This window comes from Caulobacter sp. DWR1-3-2b1, assembly GCF_049895765.1.
Lineage (GTDB): Bacteria > Pseudomonadota > Alphaproteobacteria > Caulobacterales > Caulobacteraceae > Caulobacter.
Map to the genome: position 1 here is coordinate 1 of NZ_JAFCSZ010000039.1, position 25127 is coordinate 25127.

A 25127-nucleotide genomic window follows, 5' to 3' on the forward strand; every position below is an offset into this window, starting at 1 on the left:
ACCCTCGAACATCGGCGCTTGCAGCACCGCAAAATCGCCGCCTAGATATCAACCCCAGATGAGGCCAACCCTCCGCTAAATCCGCGACCCGGCTGTCTCAAAACTTCTGACGACGTACAATGACTCGAACGGTGAGGTTCCTGCATCGATGCGCTCGTGGATGTCGACGAACGGTTTGGCGGCCTCGTCGAAATAGTAGCGGATGAATGTGGTGCGATCTTTGAGGAAGTAGGTCGTCTCGCTTTCGGTGGGCCACATCAACCGTCTCCCTGGAGGTCAGCGCGCAAGCTGGCACTTTTTGCTGGCAGCGTCGCTCGCAAGGCTTGGGGCTCCGCCCCCGGCGCGCTTCGGATCGTCTTCCGCCCAGCTTCGGCCGGCCTTTGGCCGTCCTGCAGCCGGGTCCCCGCGAAGCCGCCCCTCCGCTTGCACCCCCGGTCTCGCCGACGGGCAAGGGTTCATGCTGAACCCTGCTTTGAGGATGAAGATCATGGGACAAGCCACTGAAAAGCTGGAACCCCGCATCTATGTCGCCTGCCTGGCCGCCTATAACAACGGCTGGCTGCATGGCGCCTGGATTGATGTCGGCGATGACGCCGACGTAGTTCGCGACGCCATCAACGCGATGCTGAAGGCCTCGCCCGTGTCGGCCGCTGAGGAGTACGCCATTCACGATCATGAGGGCTTTGGCGGGGTGGAGATCGCCGAATATGCCGGGGTCGACAAGGTGGTCCGGATCTCGAGTTTCCTACGCGAGCGCGGGAGCCTGGGCGCCTTGGTGCTGGAGCACTTCTGCGGGGACCTGGACGCGGCGGCGAGCGCGCTGGACGAGGACTATCACGGCGTCTTCGAGAGTCTCGCCGACTGCTATCAGGAGATGACCGAGGAAACCCTGATCATTCCGGAGGCCTTGCGCACCTATATCGATTGGAAAGCCATGGGGCGGGACGCGCGGCTGAACGGCGAGGTTTTCACCGTGGAGACCGCCCACGACGAGGTCCACGTGTTCTGGTCGCGCTAGGCGCCGGGCAGCACGACCATCAACGCCCAGGCGGCCGCGCCGACGATCAGCGCCACGGCCAGCAGGCTAGCCCAGCCGGCGGGGGTCAGCAGGCGGGCGGTGGGGCGAAGGCGAGGGGGCATTGAGGGAACCTAGAGCAGGGCGGAATGGCGCGCTAGCCGATCAGCGCCGGTTGGCCCAGGCGCTCGACTGGCGCGGCTTGGAAATTGGACAGCGTCACCCCCACCAGGCGGACGCACTTGGGCGAGGGCAGGACCGAGCCGATCAGGTCGCGGCCCAGGCGGCGCAGGTGCTCGCGGTCCGACACCGGGCCGGTTCCCCCAGCGCCGATTGATGGAAATCCCCCGGTGTCGGGCCGCTGCTGGCCAGCGCCATGGTCGCTGCAGTTGCCGATCCCGCAGCCTTCAAGACCGGCCGTAACCTGGCGGCCTGGATCGGGCTGGTCCCTCGACAGAACTCCAGCGGCGGCAAGGAGCGGCTCGGCGGCATCACCAAGCAGGGCGATCGCTACCTGCGACAGATGCTGGTGGTCGGGGCCCTCGCCGTCGTCCGCTACGCGCAACGCAACGGCACGCGTCGGCCGTGGCTCCTGCAATTGCTGGCGCGACGAACGCCGAAGGTGGCGGCGGTCGCGCTCGCCAACAAGAACGCCCGGATGATCTGGGCAATCATGACCAGCGGCGAGCGCTACAGAGAGCCGCAGCCGGCGTAGAGACAGGTCCGGCGCCACGCCGGCGAACTTGGGAAGGGCGGACGAGATGTAATGCGACAGCCGGTCGACACCGGAAGACGGGAAAACCCATCTGCGCCAGCGCGCCTCGACCGCGTGATTTTGGTCGGGACCCATCTTCGCGGAAGGCATTATGGCCAGCGGTCATGCGTACCGCACCAACAGGTCGAACACATGGCCGCACCGACCAAGCTTAGCAGAACGTCAGATCAACCCTTGCCAACGAGGAGCCGTTCTCTAATCGCGCCTCCTTCGTCAAGTCGAACTTCCTGTCGCTCTTCCGGGTCATGGTTCTCTTCGCGGTCGACGTAAGCCGCCGCAACATCTGGTCCGGTCGGAAGCGCAGGTGCTGCAAGGTCCACAACGGGCTACCACTCGATGAGCACGCCCAAGGCTCCTACCGCGCAGTCACCCGCACCCTCGCCCGAGAGCGACATATATGTCCGACGCACGGACAATTGTGATGGTGCTAAGCCGCCGACGGCTGGCCCGACCAGCGGAACGGTTCGCCCGATCGCCAGATGCTGTGCAGGATGACCGAGAGCTTGCGAGCCAGCGCCACGCGAGCCTTGCCCGGCCCAGCCCTTTGGGCGATCGCCAACGCCCAGTCCTTGAGGTGTGAAGCTCGCTTGACCCGATGAAGGATCACGATGGCGGCCTCATACATCAGTGTGCGCGCCAAGCCATCGCCGCATCTGGAGATGCGTCCGCTTCGATCGATCTCGCCTGATTGGTAGCGGCGTGGGGTCAATCCAAGGTGTGCGCCAACCGAGCGCGAGCGCGTAAACCGCTCTGGATCTTCAACGGTGCTGACATAGGCCAACGACGACAGCGCGCCGATCCCTGGGACCGTCATCAACAACCGACAGATCGGATCGGCTCGAACCTGCCGCTGCACGGCCTTATCGAAGGTAGCGATCTGTTCGCAAGCTGCCGCCAGGTGGTCAGCAGCGGGCGCACAATTCCGGCGATCTCGACTTGGCCCGCCAGCAAGGCCTCGACACACCTGTCAAAGCGAAGGCCCCGACCTGATCCAGGCAGCATGCCGAAGGTCTTGAGCACGCCTCTGATCATGTTGCTCAGCCGGGTTCGCATGCCGACCAGCTGAGCGCGAGCGCCTAACAACGAGCGAGCCCGGTGAGCGTCCAGGGACTTGACGTGTACCGACCGGTACCAGCCAGTTCGCACCACTTGCGCCAAGCCCTCGGCATCGTTCTGGTCGGTCTTGTTGAGCCGCATCTGCAGGGCGGCCTTCACACGCCTGGCGTCAAGGCACTCGACGATCAGGCCCGAGTCTCGCAGGCCATGAACAAGCCAAGGGGTCATGGCCCCCGTCTCAACGCCAACCCTGGCTTCGCTCCCAGCGTGCCGAACCACCATTGACGCGATCGCCGCCGGCGCCGTCGCGCACACACCGCGCCAATGGCGTTGGCCGCTGTCGTCGACCACGCAAATCGCAGTGCTCTTCTGCGAAACATCCAATCCTACGTAGAAAGGCATCTCAGACCCTCCGATGTGCTTGCCACCGGGTCTTGCCCGGATCGCGGCACTATCGGCCTGTTGGATCCGAGCCGCGATTACCCGAGGTCCACACATGGCGCAGAGCGGCTGCGCGCACTCTCGATGATTGAAATGGTGAGCGTTGAGCCGCACTGTGTTTTATCCTCGCGGGAACACCCGGTCAGCGGCAAGTTTAACGACCGCTCGCCGGAAGCCGGGGCTGTTGTGTATAGAGGAGCCAGGACGAATCACGGCCGGCGCCGGGGCGACTTATGACCCGTATCAATTCCACCGAAGGGCTCGTTGCTCTACTGCGTCAGCGCCTTCTGGCGCGCGCCAAGACCGGCGGCGCGCGGCCGTCGGCCGCGGCGGCGCGCGCCGAACCATCACTCGTGCAAGCCCTGGCCGAGATCGAAGGTCTCGAAGAACGGCCCTTGCGCCGTGTCCTTATCCAGGAAGTGCTGGCGGACCATTTCGGTCGCGAGCTGGTCAATGACGCCCGGTTCCAACAGGTCGTCGACCGCGTCACCGCGGCTCTGGACGAAGACCCCGAAACCTCGCAGGTGTTCGCGAGGGTCATTGCTGACCTGCGCGCCGGCGCGCGCCCCTAGCGCCGCCGCGCGCCGATCGACGACATCGACTGGAGGATCGTGCGCCCGCCGGGACCGGCCGGCGCGTTGAGCGCCGTTTCGCGAATGCGCTGGGCTGTCTGGGCGTCGCCACGTTGGTCGGCGAGCATGCTGGTGGCCAAAGCCCCACCAAAACCCGCCCGATCCAGACGCATGGCCCGCCGGGCGCGCTGCTCTGCGCTGTCGGCGGCGCCTTGCAGCAGATCGATCACCGCGAGACCGCCATGGGCTTCCGAGAACGTCTCGTCCAAGGCCAGAGCCGCTTCGAAACGCGTGCGGCTGGAGTCCAGGTCCCCGACCACGAAATGCGCCCAACCGGCGGCGACCCACGATCCGAGGTGATCGCCGAAGGTCTCGGCGGCCTGGTCCAGCCATCGGGCGGCCGGGGCGTGCTCGCCCTGGCTCAGCAGGCTCAGACCCATGCCCAGCTGGGCGCGACCATCGCCCGGCGCCTGGCGCAAGGCGTCTTCGAACAGGGAACCGGCCCGGTCGGCGCGCTCGGCGTTGAGGGCCAGCATGCCCTGAGTGGTCAGGCCCGGAAGGGTCCCGGGAATCTGGGCCGCGTAGCGCTCGGCGGTCTCGAAGGCTTCGGCGTCCAGGGCGATCGTCGTCAATGCGCCCAGCAGGGCTTCGCTGCCGCGCCCGGCCGCGATCCATTGCTCGCCCAGGGCCAGGGCCTCGTCGAGGCGGGCGAGGTGATGCAGTGCCTGCAGTTTCAGGCGCGCCGCCTCCGGCGTGGTCGACAGGGTCTCGCTGTCGAGCAGAGTGTCGACCGTCGTCCAGTCGTGGCCGAGCGCCAGGCACCAGGCGAGGTTGAAGCGCAGGGCAGGGTCCTGATGCTCCTCGGCCAACAACTGAGCGAAGATCTCGCGGGCCTCGTCGATCCTGCTCTCGCGCAGCGCCGCCAGACCCGACAGGTTGCGCAAGGCCGCGGTCGGCGGCGCGATCTTGGCGTAGCGCTGCACCAGCGACGGGATGAGCTCGGGACGATTTTCGTCGATGGCCGCTGACGCCGCCTCGGCGATCAGGCTCAGATTGGCGGCGTCCTGTTCCAGAAACCCAAGCAGGCGGTCCAGGCGGCTCGCGGTGGAAGCGGTCATGAAAATTCCCGTGCGCCTCGGCGCGAGGCGAGGGCAAGCTAGCGGCGCGCCGTCCCCGTCGCAAGGCGGCGGCGCGCTCCCGGAAGCCTTGAAAAACAAAGCTCCGGTCAAGCGTCACTATTTTTTAACCACCCCCTAAACCACCCCGCCGATCCGCGGATCAAGGGATAGGCGAGGGCGTTGGCTCCGCCTTGTCCGTGCGAAGTCTTGGGGGCGTCTTATGGTTGCGATCGTGGCGGGAGCCGGTCTGGGTCTGGAGCGTAGCTCGGCCCTGGTGCTGGGCGGCGCGGGTCAACTGGGCCAGGCCGCCCTGGGCCGCGGGGGCGACAATGTCTATGTCAACGCCGCCAGCGGCAACCTGATCGTCCAGGGCGCCGACGAGATGCTGTTTGGCAAGGGCGCCGACAGCGCCATTGGCCGGACCTATAACAGCCAGGCCGGCGCGGGTTCGACCTGGCAGCACAATGTCTCGCGCCGTGTCACCGGCCTTACCGGTACGGTCAACACCGCCAACAGCACAATCAAGCACATCGGCTGGGACGGGTCGGACATCACCTATACCTACGACACGGGACGCGGCGCCTATGTCGGCAAGGAGGGCGGCGGCGGCTACGACACCTTGAGCTTCGCCGGCGGGACGTGGACCTGGACCGATGGCGCGAGCCGGGTCGTCGAAACCTATGATGACGCCAACAGCGGCCGCCTGGTCACCTCCAAGGACGCCGACGGCGCGGGTCTGACCTTCACCTACACCTCCGGCCTGCTGACCCGCGTGACGACGCAGGACCTGGGATATACCGACTTTGTCTATACAGCGGGCAAGCTGACGAGCCTGTCGACCTACGCGCCGGGCGGCGCCCAGATCCTGACCCGGACGCGCTATGGCTATGACGGTTCAAACCGCCTGCAAACCGTCACCGTTGACCTGACCCCCAATGACAGCAGCGTCGCGGACGCCAATGTCTATGTGACGACCTATGGCTATGATGGCGCCGCCCGGATCTCCTCCATCACCCAGTCTGATGATTCGAGCCTGGCGGTCACCTATGCCACGGTCGGCGGCAAGGACCGGGTCGCGACCCTGACCCAGGCGGTCGCCGGCGCGGCGACACGCCAGACCATCTTCACCTACAACACCACCACCCGAGTGACGACCGTCACCGATTACGCAGGCCAGGCGACCCTGCTGGCCTATGACGTCGATGGCCAGCTGACCTCGATCACTGCGCCGCCCGCGACCTCCGGCGCGACCGCCCAGGTCACTAGCTTTCTCTACAACGCCAAGGGCGACATCACGACCATCACCGCGGCGAGCGGCGCGGTCGTCACCTATGGCTATGACAGTAACGGCAATCGGGTCTCCGAGGTCGACGGCGCGGGCAACACGGTCACCCGCACCTTCGGCGCGAAGAACGAGCTGCTGACCGAGACCCGCTATCTGATCGCCGCCCAGGGCCAGGCCGCCGCCGCGCCTTTGACGACGCGCTACGTCTATGATGGTGAAAACCATCTGCGCTTTGTGATCGGCGCGGCGGGCTCGGTGACCGAGTACGTCTATGACGGCTTTGGTCAGCAGACGAGCGTCATTGAATACGCCGCCAACCGTTACGATCTCACCGGTCTGGCGGCGACGGCCGCGCCCTCCGAGGGTGCAATGACCACCTGGCTTGCCGGCGTCATCGACAAGAGCAAGACCAAGCGCACCGACACAGCGTACGATTTCCGCGGCAACGTTACGACGGTCACCACCTTCGGCAAGGTCAACGCCAACGGGACCGGCAATACCGACGTCGCCAGCGAACGCACCGTCGTCAACTACATCTACGATCAGTCCGGCCGTTTGCTCAGCCGCCAGCCGACCGGCGTCGCCGCCGAGGTCAATCTGTATGACGGCCTGGGTCGCTTGATCTCGACGACCGATTTTGCCGGGCGGACGACGACGGTCGCCTTCAACAACGGGCAAAACAGCACGACCGTCGCCCTCGCCAATGGTCTCAGCAAGGTCTCGACCTACAATCGGGCCGGCGAACTGGTCAGCTATGTCGAGTCCGGGGCCGGCGTCTCCACCGCCTCGACGCTCTATCACTATGACGGCGTGGGTCGCCTGCGCATGGTCGTCGACGCCGCCGGCAAGAACACCCACAGCCTCTATGACAATGCCGGCCGCAAGATCGCCGAGATCGCGCCTGACCGGACGATGACCGAACTGCGCTACAACAGCGTCAACCAGCTGGTCGCGACGATCCGGTACGCCAGCAAGCTGACCACGCCGCAATGGGACTCCCTGACAACGGGCGCGAACCTTCCGGCCACGGTTACTCTGGCCAGCGTCCGCCCGGCGGCCGACACCGCCAACGACCGCTGGGACTGGCGGGTCTATGACCAAGCCGGACGCCTTGTCGAAACCATCGACGCCCTCGGCGCGGCCACGGTCTACGCCTATGACGGCGCCTCGCGCCTGGTGTCCCAGACCAGCTACGCCAAGCTGTTCGACGCCGCCGCCTTGGGGGGCTTCAGGTCTTCGCCTCCCGCCAGCGTTCAGACTCCTGGCGGCGGTTCGGCCATGGCCTTCATGTCCATGGCCTCTGGCCCCAATACAAATCCGACCGCCGCCGGCGATGCAGTGAGCGCGGTGCGCGACACGCCGAGAACCTTCAATCCGCGCGCCAACGACATTGACGCCGACGGCGACGAACTCACCATCGTCGCGGTGTCCCAGGGCGCGCATGGCGATGTGACTTTCACCGACGGCATGGTGACCTATACGCCCGACGCCGGCTATGTCGGCCCTGACAGTTTCACCTACACGATCTCCGACGGTCGGGGTCTCCAAAGCACCGCCACGATCACCATGTCGGTGGCGGCGCCGGCCAATGCCGGGCCGGTCGCGGCCAACGACTATGTCGCCACAGGTAAGGGCGCGACCCTGGTCTTTGATCCGCGTCAGAACGACGTCGACGCCGATGGCGACAGCCTCACCGTAAGCGCCGTAGGCGCCGCCGCCCATGGCCAGACCAGCCTCGACGCCAATGGACGCATCGTCTATGCGCCGACGGCCGGCTATGTCGGCCCCGACAGCTTCACCTACACGATTTCAGATGGCCGTGGCGGGATCGCCCAGGCCAGCATCGTGGTGATGGTTTCGGCCGCCGGCAATATCAACCCGGTCAGCCTGGGCGACGCCGCCACCACGGCCCAGGGCGCGCCGGTCACGATCAATCCGCGCGTCAACGACACCGACGCCGATGGCGACGTCGTCATCCTGTCCGGCGTGGGAGCGGCCTCCTACGGCTCGGTGGTGATGAACGCCAATGGCACCATCACCTATACGCCCCAGGCCGGGTTCGCCGGCGCCGACAGCTTCAGCTACACGATCTCCGACGGCCGCGGCGGGGTGGCGACGGGCATTGTCAACGTCACGGTCGTGTCGAGCGCCAACAGCGCGCCCGTGGTGACGACCGATGCGATCGTGACCGGCAAGGGCGCCAGCATCAGCTTCAATCCGCGCGCCAACGATAGCGATCCCGACGGCGACGGCCTGACCCTTACCGCCGTCAGCCAGGGCACTCACGGAACGGTCACCTTCGCCAACGGCGTGGTCACCTACGCGCCGGCGGCCGCCTATGTGGGCGCCGACAGCTTCACCTACACCGTTTCGGACGGTCGCGGCGGTGTCGTTACCGGCGCCGTCAATGTCACCGTTCACGCTGCCAACGAATTTACCGGTCTGACGCCTGCTTCGGTCTACGAATTCCATAACGCCCAGACGGGGATCGACTTCACCGCCTCCCTGGTCAGCAACTATCTTGGCGAGGGCCAAAGCGCCCTGCTGATCCAGAAGACCCTCCCGCCGGGCGTGTCGCCCGAGTTCAACGGCTGGGACACCACGGCCGGCAACGTCAACATCAACGGCGCCAATACGGCCGGCGGAACATGGGATGTGGTCCCTGGCGAGCGACTGGGTATCGCCATGGAAGTCAAGGGCCTGGGTCTGGTGACCCATGCCCAGGTCTCGGTGTTCTACTGGGGCGCCGACTGGTCCAATGCGGGAGACAGCACGACCGCATCGGCGCCGGTATTGCCTTGGGGGCGTCTGGAACTGGACGTCACTGTGCCTGCGGGCGCTCGCTACGCCACCATCGTCGTCGAGCCGATCGCTCAAGGCGATCATTCCACGGCGGGCCTCTTTGGCGTGGCGATCCGCAAGCCGCAGCTGGTTCGCCTTGCCGCAGGACAGTCCATGCCTGCCTGGCAGTCGGCCACCCCAGTGAACGCCGCGCCCAACGCGGCGGGCGATGCGATCTCCACCGTCCAGGGCGCGCCCCTGACTTTCAATCCGAAAGTCAATGACAGCGACCTGGACCGCGATGTCATCTCCATAACCCAGGTCGGGGCTGCGGCCCACGGGACGGCGACGCTGAACGGCAATGGCACGATCACCTACGCCCCGACGCCTGGCTATATCGGCCCAGACAGCTTCACCTACACCATCTCCGACGGCCGCGGCGGCGCCAACACCGCGACAGTCAGCGTAACCGTCGCCGCTCCCGTCGGCGGCAATACCGGCCCGACTGCGGCGGCGGACGCGGTGACGACCAGCCAGGGCGTGGGCATCACCTTCAACCCACGCGCCAATGACGCCGACGCCGACGGCGATGCGCTGACCGTGACGTTCCTGGGCGCGGCCGCCCACGGCTCGGTGGTGATCAATGGCGGCGGCACGGTGACCTATACCCCGACGGCCGGCTATGTCGGCGCCGACAGCTTCTCCTACACCCTGGCCGATGGTCGCGGCGGCGTGGCCACCGGCGTGGTCAGCGTCACTGTAGGGGCGGGGACCGGCAATCGCGCGCCCACCGCCGTCGTCGACAGCATCTCCACCGCGCAGAACGTGGCGATCAGCTTCAACCCCCGTAACAACGATTCCGACGCCGATGGCGATGCTCTGAGCGTCACCGTGGTCGGTTCGCCGGCCCATGGTTCCGCTGTCCTGAACGCCAATGGGACGATCACCTACACGCCGGCGGCCGGCTATGTCGGCGCTGACAGCTTTACCTACACCATCTCTGATGGTCGCGGCGGCGTGGCCACGGCGACCATCAACCTGACGATCACCGCTCCGGCCACCAACAACGCTCCCGTCGCGGCCAATGACACGGTCCACACGAACAGGAACGTCGCCCTCGTCTTCAACCCGCGGCTCAACGACGCCGACGCTGATGGCGACGGTCTGGCGGTGACCGGGGTGGGCTCGGCCGCCAATGGCTCGATCAGCTTCAACAGCGGCCTGATCACCTACACCCCGAACAACAATTACGTCGGGACCGACAGCTTTACCTACACTGTCTCCGACGGCCGCGGCGGCGCGCACACGGCGACGGTGAATGTCACCGTCTATGCCGCCAACGAACTGCCTACCCTTGCCACCAGCCAGATCGATGACTGGTCGCAGGGCGGCACGGGCATAAACTACACCAAGTCGGTCGACAGCAACTATCTGGGTGATGGCTTCTCGACCCTGCTGCTGACCAAGTCGCCGGGCGCGTCCAAGCCGCCCTATACCGGCGGCTACACCCGTCCCGGCGCGGCTCAAATCATCGGTCCGACCGGGGCCTCGCAATGGGCAGTCACGCCGGGGCAACGGCTGGGCGTGGCCTTCGAGGCCAAGGGCCTGGGCGCGACCACCCATGTCACCGTGACGGTGCAGTACTGGACCGGTGCCTGGGGCGACGGCGGCGTCAGCACCGCGGTGACCGTGCCCATCTCGGCCTGGGGAAGGGTCGAGACGATCCTGACCGTGCCGGCCAACGCCGCCTGGGCGTCGGTGATCGTTGATCCGATCGCCTCGGGCGACCAGCGCAACGCCGCCTCGTTCGGCCTTGCCATCCGCAAAATGCAATTTGTCCGCCTGTCCAGCGGGCAGGCCATGCAGGGCTGGCCAGCCGCGGCTCCGGTTAACAGCGGCCCGACCGCCACGGTCGATGCTGTGGCCACCACCAAGGGCCAGTCGGTCACCTTCAGCCCCAAAGCCAATGACACCGACGCCGACAAAGACCAGTTGAGCATCACCGCGGTCGGGACCCCGACGAACGGCCAGGCCGTGGCCAACGCCAACGGCACGATCACCTACACGCCGACCGCCGGCTATGCCGGTCCCGACAGCTTCACCTATACAATCTCCGATGGTCGCGGCGGTACGGCCACCGGCACGGTCAATGTCACGGTGGCGAGCGGAACCGGCAACACCGCCCCCACGGCGGTGGCTAACAGCGTCTCCACGACGCGAGGCGCGCCGTTCACGATCGACCCGCGCGCCAATGACACCGACATCGACGGCGACAGCCTGACCATTACGGCCGTCACCCAGGGCGGCAATGGCGCGGTGACCTTCACCGCCAGCGGCGTCACCTACACGCCGGCGGCCGGCTATGTCGGCGCTGACAGCTTTACCTACACGATTTCCGACGGCCGCGGCGGCGTGGCGACCGGGACAATCAATGTGACCGTCACGGCGGCGGCGACCAACACCGCGCCGACCGCAGCCGCTGACGCGATCCACACCAACCGCAACGTCGCCCGGGTCTTCGATCCGCGCCTTAACGACGCCGACGCCGACGGTGATGGCCTGGCCATCACCGCCACTGGCGCGGCCGCCAATGGCACGGTGGTCATAAACGCTGGCGCTGGTACGCTAACCTACACCCCGACCAACAACTATGTCGGGACCGACAGCTTCACCTATACGGTGTCGGACGGCCGGGGCGGCACGCACACGGCGACCGTCAATGTCACCGTCTATGCGGCCAATGAGCTGTCGACCGTGACCCTGCCTATGGTCGCTGACTGGTCGGACGGCGGCACGGGTCTCAACTATACCAAGTCGATCGCCAGCAACTATCTGAGCGAGGGCTTTTCCGCCGTCGTGCTCACCAAAAGCCCAGGCACGCCGAAGCCCGGGTTCTACGGTGGCTATACACACCCGGGCATAGCCCAGATCGTCGGTCCGGGCGCCTCGCAGTGGACCGTCACGCCAGGCCAGCGTCTGGGCGTGGCGTTCGAGGCCAAGGGCCTGGGCGCGACGACCCATGTGAGCGTCTCGGTCGTCTACTGGACCTCAGCCTGGGGGGATGGCGGCCAGAGCGTTCAGGTCACGGTGCCGATCTCGGCCTGGGGACGGGCGGAGAGCATTGTCACCGTGCCGGCCAACGCCGCCTTTGCGTCGGTGCTTATCGAGCCGCTCGCCACCGGCGACCAGCGCAACGCCGCCTCATTCGGCCTTGCTATCCGCAAGATGCAATTTGTCCGCCTGTCGACCGGCCAGGCCATGCAAGGCTGGCCGGCGGCCGCCCCGGTCAACACCGCCCCGACGGCAGGCGTGGACACGGTCGCAACGACGGCCGGTCGGGCCGCAACCTTCAGTCCAAGGGCCAACGACACCGACGCCAACAAGGACCAGTTGAGCATCACCGCGGTTGGAACGCCAACAAACGGTCAGACCGTGGCCAACGCAAACGGCACGATCACCTATACGCCGACGCCCGGCTATGTCGGCCCCGACAGCTTCACCTATACGATCTCCGATGGTCGCGGCGGCGCGGCCACCGGCACGGTCAATGTCACGGTGGCGGCGGTCACGCCCCCCGCCAACACCACGCCGACCGCTGGCGCCGATACTGTGCTGACGATTCAGGGCCAGGCGGCGACGTTCAATCCCCGCAGCAATGACGGGGATGTCGACGGCGATGTTCTGACAGTGGCGATCGTGAGCCAGCCGACCCATGGTTCGGCCCTGGCTAACGCCGACGGCACCATCACCTACACACCCGATGTCGGCTACACCGGTCCCGACAGCTTCACCTACAAGGTCTCGGATGGCCGCGGCGGCGAAGCCACCGCCACCGTGTCGGTCACGGTGGCTTCGCCGGTCAATACAGCGCCGGTGGCCCTGGCCGACACGATAGAGGCCCAGCAGGATACGCCGGTCGTCTTCAACCCGCGTCTTAACGATCGTGACGACGACGGCGACACCCTGACCATCGTCAGCGTGACCGCCGCTGGCCACGGTCAGGCCGTTGTCAATGCAGGCGGCTCGATCACCTACACGCCGACCGCGGGCTATTACGGCCAGGACACCTTCACCTATGTGATCTCCGACGGGCGGGGTCTCACCCACAGCGCGACGGTGACGGTCAATGTCGCTCAAAGACCCAATTCCGCGCCCGTGGCCGGCGACGACGTCCGGGTCATTGCCCGCGGTCAGTCGATCCTGTTCGACCCCCGCAGCAACGACGCGGACCCCGATGGCGACGCGCTGACCGTGACGGTCGGCGCAGCCGGCCACGGCACGGCCGCCGTTCAGCCTGATGGGCAGGTGCTTTACACACCTACCGGCGCCTATACCGGCGAGGATAGTTTCCAGTACACGTTATCGGATGGGCGCGGGGCGACCCGGACTGCTACCGTACGCATCACCATCAATGCTCCGGCCAATAGCGGGCCCACCGCAAACTCCGACACCGCCTCCACCACCAAGGGTACGCCGATCACCATCGACGTGCGCGGAAACGATGGCGACCTGGATGGCGACGCCATCAACATCGTCAACTTCGGGCCGGTGGCCCACGGCCAGCTTTCGCTTGTCGGCGGCGCCCTCGTCTATACGCCCGACCCCGGGTTCACGGGCTTTGAGACCTTCACCTACGAGATTTCCGACGGCCGCAATCCTCCTGTGGCCGCAACGGTCACGGTCGAGGTGGTCCAGCCGCCGCAGGCCGCGCCGCTGTCGGCCGATGATCGCCGGACCCGCAACTTCTACGATGCCGAAGGCCAGTTGATCGGACGCCTAGACGCCGAAGGCTACCTCAGCCAGATCAAATACGACGCTGCAGGTCAGGACGTCGAAACCATCGCCTATGCGACCGCGACGGCCGGCAGCCTTCGTATCGACGGCGACTTCGCCAGCCTTCTGGCCAGCACCGGGACCGCAGCCAAGGATATCCATAACTGGACCCTGCGCGATGCGCGGGGCTTGGTCCTGGCGGCCATCAATGGTGAGGGTGACCTTACCCGCTATCAGTACAACGCCATGGGCGATGTCTCGCAGGTCGTGGTCGGCCACAGGCTCAATGTCGCGAGCCTGCTGACAACCCCTCCGACGCTTGCCACGCTGGCGACGGCGACTGGATCAGTGGTGGAGACCACCACCTTTGAGCGCAACATGTTCGGTCAGGTGCTGACCGAAACCCGCACCGGCGGAACGGCCAGCGAGGTCACCACCTATGTTTACGACAATATGCGTCGTCTGGTCACCCGGACGATGGCTGCGTCGGGGTCGAGCGCGGCCAAGGTCTTCAACCAGACCTATGATCTTCGTGGCCGCCTAACCGGCGCTTTGAACGGCGAGGGCAGCGCGGTCCTCGGCGCCAGCCCGACGCCAGCCCATATCGCCGACACCTACGCCCGTTACGGTGTGACCTATGCCTATGACGGGGCCGACAGGCTCGTCTCGAAAATCGAGGCCAATGGCGTCGACGCCAACGGGTCCAAAACCCTCTACTACTATGAAGAAACCGGCAGGCTAACCCACACCATCAACGCCCTCGGCGAGGTCACCCAGACCGTCTACAACAGCTTTGGACAGGCGGCCGACAGTCTGGTTTATAACGGGCGGATCGCCTCGGGGACCCTGAGCGGCCTGAGCGGCGGCGCGATCACCTCCGGTCTGACGAACGCGATCACCGCGATCGCCAGCGCCAGCCTCGACAGCAAGACCCATCTTGACTACGACCGCGCCGGCCGGCTCTCGCAACTCGTCGACGCGCTGATGTCGACTACGACCTATGGCTATAGCGCGTTTGGCGATCTGACCTCGAAGATCGCGCAATTGACGGCCACCACCAGCGTCGAAACCCAGAGGCTCTACGACCGCCGCGGTCAGCTGCTGGCTGAAACACGCGATGCGGCGAGCGGCGGTCAGAAGCTGATCTCCGGATCGGTGTACGATGCCTTCGGCCGGGCGATTTTCAGCACTGTCTCGTCAGACAAGAACCGCGAGACCGCCTATGATCGGGCGGGACGCGTGCAGTCGATCACCGACAGCCTGGGTCGGGAAACCCGGTTCGGCTATGACGGTCGCGGGGCCATGGTCTCGCGCACGGACGCTTTGGGCGCGGTCAGCACCTGGACCTATACGGCGTTCAATCGCCAGACAATCATGACCACGCCCGAGGGCGTGACCACCACCACCATCTCCAACGCTCACGGCGAGACGGTGTCGATCACCGATGGCGCAGGGCGACTGTCCACCTGGCAATATGACCGGGACGGCAATGTCAGGACGCACGATGATGCGGCTCCCGGCGCCAAGCTGATCAACGAATACGACAAGGCCGGACGCCTGATCACCGTCACCGACGGCAACGGGGTCAATACGACCTTCAGCTATGACGCGGTCGATCGCGTCATGACCCGCACGGTCGATGCGGGCGGGCTGAACCTGACCACCTATTACCAGTATGACACCCGGGGTCAGCAGACCGATATTACCGACCCGGCCGGGGTGCTTACAAAGATCAGCTTTGATCTCAACGGTCGCCAGACCAAGGTGATCGTCGATCCGGGCGCGGGCCACAAGGCCCTGACCACGCTCTACGATTATGACAAGGGCGGCCGTCTTGTAACGGTGACCGAAGGCTCGGGCACCTCTGCCCAGCGGGTCACACAGAACGTCTATGACCGCCTTGGCCAGCTGACCTCCAGCACCGTCGATCCGGGCGGTCTGTCCCTGACGACCGGCTTCGCCTACGACAAGAACGGCAACGCCGTGGCGCGCACCGACGCGGCCGGCGGCGTTACGCGCTTTGTCTACGACGCCGAGAACCGGCAGATCTTCTCTGTCGATGCGATGGGCGGCGTCACCGCCACCGATTATGACGCCGAAGGTCGGGTCATCGGCACGCGCGCCTCTGCCAAAACGATCAGCGTAGCCGGCCTGCAGCTGTCGAACGCCCAAGTCTCGGCCGCGCTTTCGGCCTCGAGCGCCGATCAGGTCCACGGCTACGCCTATGATCGCGACGGCCGCCTTCGGTTCGTGGTCAAACCCGACCAGCGCCTCACCCAGTTTGAATATGACGGCGCCGGCAATCTTGTGCACTCGACCCAGTATGCCGGGCAGATCACCACCACGGCGCTCTATTCTGTGGCCTATCTGCAGGGTCAGATTTCAAGCAAGAATCTGGCGGCCAATACGCGGATCGAGCGCAACGTCTTCGACGACGCCAACCGCAAGGTCGCCTCCATCAACGCCGCTGGTGAAGTGGCGGTCCTGGCCTATGACCAGGCCGGAAACCTGATCAAGACCACCCGCTATGGCGCGGCCTATGCCCCCACAAGTCTGCCGACCGCCGCCAATATTCTCACCTGGGCCGATAGCCAGGGCTCCGGCGTCGAAAAGCGCATTGATCGGGTGGTCTATGACAAGGCCGGTCGCGCGGCCTTTGCCGTCGACGCCATGGGCTATGTCACCGAGCAGCAATATGACGCGGCCGGCCGCGTCACCAAGTCCCTGCGACATGCGGCGATATACGCCATCGTCGACGGCGATACAGTCACAAGCGTCCTGGGCAAGGTTAGCGCCGGGACACCCAACGCGGCCGCCACCAGCTACACCTATGATACAGCCGGTCGTCTGACCGACGTCACCAATGCGCTTGGCTTTGTCACGCACATGGAGCTTGAGGGCCTGGGCCGGGCGACCTCCACCATCGAGGCGTTTGGCACAATCGATGCGGCCGAGACCCGCGCGACCTATGACGCGGCAGGGCGCCTGACGAGTCAAACGCGCGCCTTCGGCACGACGGACGCCTCGACGACGGTCTATACCCATGACGGTGTTGGCCGGGTCAAGACGATCAAGGACGGCCGCAACACCCTCGTCGAGAACACCTATAATGGAGCCGGTCGACTGATATTGGAGCACCGGCCGCTTTCCGCCGGACAGTACGCCGATACACAATACAAGTACGACGCCTTTGGTAAGGTCGCCCAGATTATCGATCCACGCGGCAATAGTGGCTTCTTCTATTATGACGCGTTAAATCGCCAGGAACTTCAGGTCGATCCGGAAGGCTACGCCACGGCCACGAGCTATACGCTCGGCGGCGAGGTGGCCTCGGTCACCCGCTATGCGACGGCGACTGTCGGCGCAGGTCTGGGTGCGCGGCCCTCCACGCCACCAGGCCACGCCAAGGATGCAACCACGCTCTTCGAGCGCGACAAGCTAGATCGCGTGACGAAGGTCACGGACGCTGAAAACCACTACGAGGCCTATACACTCAACGCCTTTAGCGATCGCATCACGACGCGGAACAAGCTGGGCGGCGACATTGTCCGGGAGTTCGACGCGCTGGGCCGCGTTAAGTCGGAAAAGCTGCCGATGATCTCGACCGGCAACAGCCTGGACGGCGCCGCCGCTGTTGTGCGAGGCACGAGCGTCACCAATCGCTTCGAATACGACGCACGCGGAAACCAGACCAAGCTCATCGAGGCCTTTGGTCTGCCCGAAATCCGCACGACTACGCGGACTTTCGACAAGCTCAATCGTCTCACCTCCAGTGCTGGCGACAGCCGGGAGGTGATCTCCAACGGCGGCAACACGACCACCATCGTGACGCCCACCGAATTCTTCGAATACGACCGGCGCGGCAATCTGATCGCATCGACGGACGCCGCCAGTGCGCGGACGCTTTTCTACTACGACGACCAGAACCGCAAGACGGCCCAGATCGACGCCTTGGGCGGCTACACCGCCTGGACTTACGACGCCAATGGTAATATGCTGTCGGAACGCGCCTATGCCACCCCCGCCACCTTGCCAGGCCCGGCCGGCGGATCTGCGCCAACGGCCCCGTCGGGCGTCTACCGCCAAACCGTCCACGAGTACGATCTCAATAATCGCCTAGTGAAATCGACCGTGACCGGGACTTATACGGTCGGCTCGTTTGCGGGATCCAACTACGTCACCACGAGCTCCACAGCCTCGGTTCCGGCGATCTGGACCGGGCGGGCCTACGACGCGGCCGGCAATCTCGTGCTCGAGACGGACGGTCGCGGCAGCAAGATCCACCACTACTACGACCGTCGCGGCCGCGAAATCGCACGGGTCGACCAGGCCAATTATCTGACGACCTACAAGCTCGACGCCGAGGGCAATGTCACTGAGGAAGTCCGGTTCTCCCGGGCCCTGCCAACGGTCGTGACGACGTCAAGCAGTCCAGCCGCGCTGAGGGCTGCTGTAGATAGCGGCACGCAAAACCGCACCACGACCTTCAGCTACAATCGCAATGGTCTGCGCCTGACCGAGGCGCGCGAAAGCATCCAGGCGTGGGTGCTAGATGGCAACGGCGTGCCGGTAGCTGGAGCAACCCGAAGTGAAGTCGCTTACACTTATAACGGCCTGGGTCAGGTGCTTACGAAACAGGAAGCGACGCTTGACACCACAACCTACGTTTACGATAGTGCGGGTCGGCAGACTCACCAGACCAATCACAAGATCACTAATCTTGAAGGCGCTGACCGGTCTTTGCAGACCATCAATTACTATGACGGTCTGGGCAATCTGACCCGCACCTGGCAGGGCGCGGCCGGCTTTGAGAAGCCCGAAACCGACCATCTGACGACCTACACCTATGGCGAGGGCGGCCGCCTGAAGGCCGTGACCCAGCAACTCTCGGCCGCGCCCAATCTTTCTCTCCTCGAGAAGGAATTTACGCGTCACTTTGCGTATGATGCCGCAGGGCGCGTTGCCCGCGTTTCCTATACGCGCTTGAAGTCGGACGGCTCTCCGGCTCAGGAGGGGACCTATTACGAGTTCGACGCGCTTGGTCGCGCTGTCCAGCAGTACTCGGTAGAGAAGGGGCCGTCAGTCTGGAGTTGGGCCCATGATCGTCAAAGCATGCGCTACGATGCTTTCGGCGCGGTCGTTCAGCAAGGCTTCAACGCGGATCCCTTCCCGGGCTCCACCACGGGCTGGAACGTCAAGTATAATTACGACGCCGCCGGGCGGGTTTGGAAAAGCAACGCCGGCGACGGCGTCTACAAGCTCTATATTCACGACGCCAACGGTAATCTGACGGCGACCGTCAGCTCAGCCGGGCGGGACCTGAATATCTACGCTACGCTTGAAGACGCTCTTCAGGCGCTGACCAACAACGGCGCCAATCCGCTCGGCTCGGTTCCGATCACCGACGCTGTCGTCACCATCGAGGTGCTCGATGCACGCAACCAATCGATCGAGACCCGCGAGCCCTCAAGGGTTCTGACCTATGCCGATGACATTCCCACGGCCTATACCCTGGTCAGCCACCGTCGCGAATATAACGGCTTTGGCGAGCTCGTCCTGGAAACCAACGCCGTCGACGGACGCATCCAGTACACCTATTCCAACCTGGGCAAGCTCAGGACCAAGCAAATTCTTGACGCCACCTATGTCAACCGCACAGGTGGAAGCGGCTCCATTCCGGTCGAAACCTACTATCACGACGTCTCGGGCCGGCTGATCTCGACGATCGACGCCCGCAGCAACAGGACCAGCCGTATCCTGGTGGCCGGCAGCGGCTATGGCGGCGAGGAGGCCAAGTATACCGTCGAGATCCACGCCGACGGCGGTCGACGCACGATCGGTTACGATGTGTTCAACCGGGAACGCGCCATCACGGACGAGGAAGGCAAGGTCGAGAAACGCGACTACGACCGCGCCGACCGCCTGACCAAGGCTTGGCGAGCGCCGACAGCCTTGGACGGCGTAGGTACGGCCTCGGACCTGGTCAATACCTATAGCTATGACGGACTTGGCCAGCGGCTGACGCATCTGGCGACGTCGAACGGCGTCTTGCTCAACCGCCAGAGGACCGACTACGACGTTATGGGCCGGGTCTCCGACACGATCGACTATAATCAAAACGGCGACACCAGCACTCTGTGGATGTATCGCTACACTTGGCAGGCGGGTCTGCAGACCGCAGGTATGGGGACCTTCGGCGGTTGGGAAAAAAGAACCTACAGCCCATCCGAGAGCTCTTATGAATACACCGACTATTTCGGGCGTACAGTTAAACGCATCGATGAGGGCGCGCACACCTTCAACATGACGTTTGATGCCGCCGGGCGACTGTTCAATCAGAGCAACTCGATCGGACAGGATCTCTACTATACCTATTACAACACAGGCCGGGTTCGGACGGTGGCCGACGCTGCCGGCAGCAATGGCAGCACCCAGTCGATGTCGTTGTTTGGCTATGACGCCGAAGGCAATATCAACAAGGAGTGGTTCGCCACCATCGAGACCCTGCAGGGGGTCCAGCAGTACGTTGTTCGCAAGGACGCCAAGGCGACCTATGACCAACAGGGCCGGCGTATTACGTACGAAGACGCCGGGTTCGATAGTAACAGCGTGAAGATCAACTACACCTACACCTCGACAAACGACATCCGGTCAGTAACGACAAAGTACAAGGATGTTGTCAGTGGCCTATCGGTGACCACCGAGCGCTGGTTCGACTACGATGTCATGGGCCGCATGGTGATCTCCAACGGGATCCGAGACCCGAACAAGACGATCGGCGTGGAGCGTGGGTTCAGTGGCGTCTCGATTTCCTACGACAAGGCAGGACGGCGGGTGTCGGCGACGACCACAACGCAAGGCGCGTCAGGGGCCTACGACGTCGACCACATTGAAACCTATACCTACTGGTCGAGCGGCTATCTGCGCGACACCTACCTGAAGCACCTCACTCTGGCTCCCGGTGCGGTCAACAATCCCGCTGACCCGGGCGCGCTCCTCTCAAGCGACATCCGCGACGCGATGGGGCGCATCACCCTGCACAAGGAGTTCAGGGACGGACAAACCAGCTTCGAGCGGACGATCACCTATGCCAGCGGCAGCCTTGATCGAAACCAGATCCTAAGCGAGCAGACCCGGACCCGTAACCTCGACGGCTCGGTGGTGAAGTCGGCTATTACCTACACCTATGCTCCAAGTCGCCAGCTGGAAGGGATCGTTTCGGTCAACCGACACGACAACGACACCCTCATCAGCACTGTGACAACCGAAAACAACTGGGAAAAGTGGGACGGGGTCCGTCAGTCGCTCTCGGTAGTAACGACGAGAGACCACAATGGCGTCGTAATCCAGAACGGCCGGTCGACCTACGCGTATGATGATAACGGCAAGCTCAGAAGCGTTGTGATATCCGACGGACGGTCGCGCTCGGTGAACTTCGTCAATGACGCCACCGGACAGGTCATCTCACGGATCGAGACCCTTGATGCTGGTGGCCCAGCGCCTAAGGACTTCTTCTTCGTGTTCGGCGGCGCACGCGTGGGCCAGACGGGCAACAATGGGCCGGTGGAATTTGACTACGCCTCCTCCGTTATCAATCGCGGAGCGCCCGGCCAGAACGGCGCCTTCCGAAACGGCGGGGCTACCCCGTTCGCCGATTTCGCGCAGACCTACGAGCCGCTGAGCCCGTCGTCGCGCGGAGAGGCGCCGACCTATAGCGAGTACCGCGTCAATGAGGGCGACAACCTCCGTTCGATAGCGCTCTTGCTCTGGGGCGATGAGGCGCTCTGGTATCTGATCGCCGACGCCAACGGCCTGACGGCAAGCCAGGCCCTGCCGCCGGGGATGGTCCTCAACATCCCCAATAAGGTCATCAACACCCACCACAAGAGCTCGACCTTCCGAGTTTTTGATCCGAGCCAGGTCCTGGGCGATGTGGCACCAGACGCCCCGTCGCCGGTCGAACAGATCCAAACCCAGGCTCCGGCCAAGAAGAAGGGCTGCGGGGGGGTCGGCATGATCGTGGCCGTGCTCGTCGCCACGGTTGTCGCGGCATTGGTCATGGGGCCAGCCGCAGCGGCGGCAAGCAACTTCTTTACGGGCGGCGCTGCAGCCGCGACTGCGACGGCGGCGACAAGTTGGACGGCTGGCGGAGCGTTTGTCGGCGGCATGGCGGCGGGCGCCGCAGGCAGTCTCGCCAGCCAGATGGTTGGCGTCGTCACTGGCGTGCAGGATCGCTTCAGCTGGAAAGGGGTAGCGATGGCCGCGATTTCCGGCGGCGTTGGGGCTTCCATTGGCAGAGCGGTTCAGCTTGGTGTCTTTGGCACTCCGGGGAGCATGCTAAGCGGCGTGACGTCCTCGGCCGCGGGTAGCGTGGCCAGCCAGGGCATAGCGATGGCCGTCGGCCTACAGGACCGGTTCGACTGGTCGGCCGTCGCGATGTCGGCGTTTGAAGGCGGCGCGCGTACTCTGATCGCCAAATGGACGCCAACGAGCCGCAGCTGGGCCAACGAAGCGCTTAAAGGCGCCGCCGCCGGGATCGCTGGCGCCGCCGCGGAGTCGCTGATCAACGGATCTAATTTTGGCGACAATCTTCAACGCTCCATTCCGAGCGTTATCGGCAATACCGTCGGCAATATGATCGCGGGCCGCATTCTAGACGCTGCCGATCGACGGGCTCAGGAGCGCGAGCAACAGGCGCAAGAGGCCGAGCAGGCACAACAGGCGCAAGAGGCCGAACAGGCAAGGCAGGCACAGCAGGCACAGCAGGCACAAGAGGCCGAGCAGGCATGGCGGGCACAGCAAGCGGAAAGCCAACAGCCTTCAGACTCTGTGGCTGGGGGGCAGGTCCCAGTACGCAACGGGAGCGCGCAGGGCCCTGAAGCCTCGGCAGGCTCCGGTGAGGTGAGCGTGACTCAGCCCACCACGGGAAGTGGCACCAATTCCGATCCCTATGAGGTCGAACCCATTGTGGTCACAGCCTCTCCCAAGGTTGGGCTCGCGCGCACGGTGAGCAGCCTGGAAGCTTCGGGCCAGGTGATTCAGCTACGGCCGCCGACTGCGTGGCGTGCGATGCCCGCGGATCATGAACTGGTCTCTGAAGTCGCCTTCGCGAGCGTGTCGCAATACAATCGCTTCCGAGGCCGACAGAACCCCCTTTCTGCCGGAGTGAGCCAACTACTCTCTAACTTCAATCCCTCAAACGCAGACTCGATCAACTACTATTCCATGGCGTTCTACGGCCGTCCTGCGCCAGCGTTTGTCGCGGGCGGCGGGTTCGGTAGCCGCGCCGCGCTCCAGAGCGCCCAGGTTTCCTTCAAGGCCCGTGCTGAGCAGACGATGTTGCGTGATCCCCTGGCGAACCTCATGGTTTTCGGCGCTGTCATTGTGCCCGCGGCGGCGGCAGCGATTTATACAGTGGCCATTGGCGGTGCCGGGCTGCTTGGCAGGGGGCTGTTCTCCGCACCGAGGGCGGCGTCCGCTGGGAGTAGTTTGGCTGCTACGGGCGGCGGTTGGCAGGCAACGCTGGTTCGCTTTGCGGCGAATGAGTCTGGATCCGGGGCCACCTTCAAACTCTTGACCACCTCGGCCAAGAGCGGCGCTGCCTGGGGCGCTGGCATCGAGTTCTTCGCACAACTGGCAGATGGCGACAAACGCGCGCAATGGGAAGACGGAGTCACGGGATTGCTTCAGGGCGATAGGGCCGGTCTAATGGATGCGGAAGATCTATTTTTCGGTAACGTGAAAGACATGGGGATTTCTGCTTTTGCGGGTTCGATAGGGGGGAGATTCTCCGGGCCGCTCGAAGCTGCTTTTAATGGTACAGCGTGGAGGCGCATCTCTGGCTTCATAGCGGAAACCTCAGCCGGGGCTATCGCTGGCGGTTTGAGCGCGGCCATGAAAAAGGAGGGGATCTTGACCGGCATTGGCGCTGGTGCGGCTGCAGGCTTTCTTTCGAAGACCGCTCATTGGCGTATCCGCAAATCGCTCACCCCTGAGGGCGCAGAACGAGTGTTCGGAGAGGCAGTTCAAGCAATGCCTGGCCTTGGCGGCAAGGCGAAAGGTGCAGTTGCGGGAGTGGCGACGGGCGCGCAACGTGTAACCGAATATGCCATTGAGGTGGTGAAATCTAAATTCGACATAAAGTAGATACTCTTGGTGGGCCGATGGTGGTTCGTAGAATAGTCAATTCTTTGAAATACATAGTGGCGCTGACGCTGTGCTGTGCTGTGTTGTCTGTCATTCTTTGTTTGATTGCGGACTGGGAGTTCGGCTTAGCTTTCTTCTTCTTGAGCTTCGTGGCGACCAATGTTTATGGATGCTACATGTCCTTTAAAATACGTGACGCAATGCAGTCTCTAGTATTCTTTCTCGTATTTGCCTTAGTGGGTTGTGCCTTGGCTGCATTAGTTACCTTAAGCTTAATGGCTCTCGGTAAGCCGGAATTCAGGTGACGGAGACGGCGGGCCAAAACGCAAGTGATTGGTCTGTGGTCGGAGGTTGTGGATAGTCTCCCGAATACCTCGCTGCCACCTTGCTTTGTAAACGGCCATTGCGTGAACCGCGCTGCCTACTTTGGCAGCAGATCCACCCCAGGACGACTAAAGGTGGAAGCCTTAAGGCCGAAACTCGATCAACATGCTGAATACAATGCTCTTGTTGTGGTTGACTGTCTCTGACGGAGGTGGACCATGGTGAGTTGTGGTTTTCGGATCGGCAGTGGGCGGACCATCGATCCGCTTTTGCTAAGAACTAGGCGGTGCGCATCGGGTGGACGACGGACGGGTGATCAGCGGCATCATCCATGTGCTGAAGGTGGGTTTCCGCTGGCAGGACTGCTCGGCGGTTTATGGCCCGCCGACGACCATCTAGAATCGCTTCCGCCGCTGGACGATCAAGGGTGTGTGGCGGCGACTGTTCACGGCTCGGTCGCGCTCAGCCCCGACGATGTCCACATGATCGGCTCCACCAGCGCCAAGGCCCACCGCTCGACGGGCGGCGGAAAAGGGGGGCCGAAATCCAGGCAATCGGCCGCTCGCGCGGCGGTCGCACGACCAAGATCCACGCCGTCGTCGACGGCTAGATGTTTGGTCCCGGACTTTGATGGTGCACTATTTTCCGATGGTTGGAAGGATGCGCTATGGGGCAGGTACACCACGGGAGCGCCACAACGACAGCGGCGGTCCGTCGAGCGGTACAGCATAGTCAAGAGAGCCTGAGGGGCCTGGCGAAGCGTCATGGGATCAACCCCAAGACCGTCGCCAAGTGGAAGGGACGGGCCTTGGTTGAAGATCTGCGAACCGGACCGAAGGAT

At 64.2% G+C, this 25127-nt stretch carries 8 protein-coding genes and 5 pseudogenes; 6 read left to right on the plus strand and 7 right to left on the minus strand.

The window, feature by feature from the left end; translation table 11 throughout:
* Positions 1–41: 41 nt before the first annotated feature.
* Positions 42–122: pseudogene (locus ACP69S_RS20330) on the minus strand (hypothetical protein); the annotation flags it as partial.
* 365 nt (positions 123–487) lie between these two features.
* Between ACP69S_RS20330 and ACP69S_RS20335 the strand changes: the two are divergent.
* Positions 488–1018 carry an antirestriction protein ArdA gene (locus ACP69S_RS20335; protein ID WP_426000351.1) on the plus strand — a complete coding sequence of 177 codons (531 nt, stop codon included), beginning with the start codon at positions 488–490 and terminating at the stop codon, positions 1016–1018.
* Here the strand turns inward: ACP69S_RS20335 and ACP69S_RS20340 are convergent.
* Both ACP69S_RS20340 and ACP69S_RS20345 read right to left on the minus strand, forming a co-directional pair.
* Positions 1015–1140 (minus strand): hypothetical protein, encoded by a 126-nt coding sequence (locus ACP69S_RS20340; RefSeq protein ID WP_426000353.1) that lies wholly within the window; start codon positions 1138–1140, stop codon positions 1015–1017. The two genes, ACP69S_RS20335 and ACP69S_RS20340, sit on opposite strands and share 4 nt — an antisense overlap.
* Before the next feature lie 32 nt (positions 1141–1172).
* Positions 1173–1325 carry a hypothetical protein gene (locus tag ACP69S_RS20345; RefSeq protein ID WP_426000355.1) on the minus strand — a complete coding sequence of 51 codons (153 nt, stop codon included), beginning with the start codon at positions 1323–1325 and terminating at the stop codon, positions 1173–1175.
* Between the two features lie 36 nt (positions 1326–1361).
* Here ACP69S_RS20345 and ACP69S_RS20350 point away from each other — a divergent pair.
* Positions 1362–1572 (plus strand): annotated as a pseudogene (locus tag ACP69S_RS20350) (transposase); the annotation flags it as partial.
* A 645-nt stretch (positions 1573–2217) separates the two neighbouring features.
* On the opposite strand, the gene ACP69S_RS20355 reads toward ACP69S_RS20350, so the two are convergent.
* The 3 genes and pseudogenes from ACP69S_RS20355 to ACP69S_RS20365 all read right to left on the minus strand — a co-directional run bounded on the left by ACP69S_RS20355 (position 2218) and on the right by ACP69S_RS20365 (position 3344).
* Entirely contained in the window at positions 2218–2430 is a 213-nt protein-coding gene (locus ACP69S_RS20355) for a hypothetical protein (protein WP_426000364.1), read from the minus strand.
* Positions 2431–2433: 3 nt separating this feature from the next.
* Positions 2434–2604 (minus strand): annotated as a pseudogene (locus tag ACP69S_RS20360) (transposase); the annotation flags it as partial.
* Positions 2604–3344, minus strand: coding sequence for an IS110 family transposase (locus tag ACP69S_RS20365; protein ID WP_426000363.1), 741 nt, complete (start codon positions 3342–3344; stop codon positions 2604–2606). The pseudogene ACP69S_RS20360 and the gene ACP69S_RS20365, both read right to left, overlap by 1 nt.
* 176 nt (positions 3345–3520) lie before the next feature.
* Between ACP69S_RS20365 and ACP69S_RS20370 the strand changes: the two genes are divergently transcribed.
* Positions 3521–3859: a hypothetical protein gene (locus ACP69S_RS20370; RefSeq protein WP_426000357.1), complete on the plus strand. Its 339-nt coding sequence runs from the start codon at positions 3521–3523 to the stop codon at positions 3857–3859.
* Here ACP69S_RS20370 and ACP69S_RS20375 read toward each other — a convergent pair.
* Complete coding sequence (locus ACP69S_RS20375; protein ID WP_426000359.1) at positions 3856–4977, minus strand: tetratricopeptide repeat protein; 1122 nt, start codon at positions 4975–4977, stop codon at positions 3856–3858. The two genes, ACP69S_RS20370 and ACP69S_RS20375, sit on opposite strands and share 4 nt — an antisense overlap.
* Positions 4978–5197: 220 nt before the next feature.
* Here ACP69S_RS20375 and ACP69S_RS20380 point away from each other — a divergent pair, with 220 nt between their 5' ends.
* The 3 genes and pseudogenes from ACP69S_RS20380 to ACP69S_RS20390 form a co-directional block, all read left to right on the plus strand.
* Positions 5198–23962 (plus strand): Ig-like domain-containing protein, encoded by an 18765-nt coding sequence (locus ACP69S_RS20380; protein WP_426000361.1) that lies wholly within the window; start codon positions 5198–5200, stop codon positions 23960–23962.
* Between the two features lie 609 nt (positions 23963–24571).
* Positions 24572–24890: pseudogene (locus tag ACP69S_RS20385) on the plus strand (transposase); the annotation flags it as partial.
* A gap of 63 nt (positions 24891–24953) precedes the next feature.
* Positions 24954–25127, plus strand: a pseudogene (locus ACP69S_RS20390) (IS481 family transposase); the annotation flags it as partial.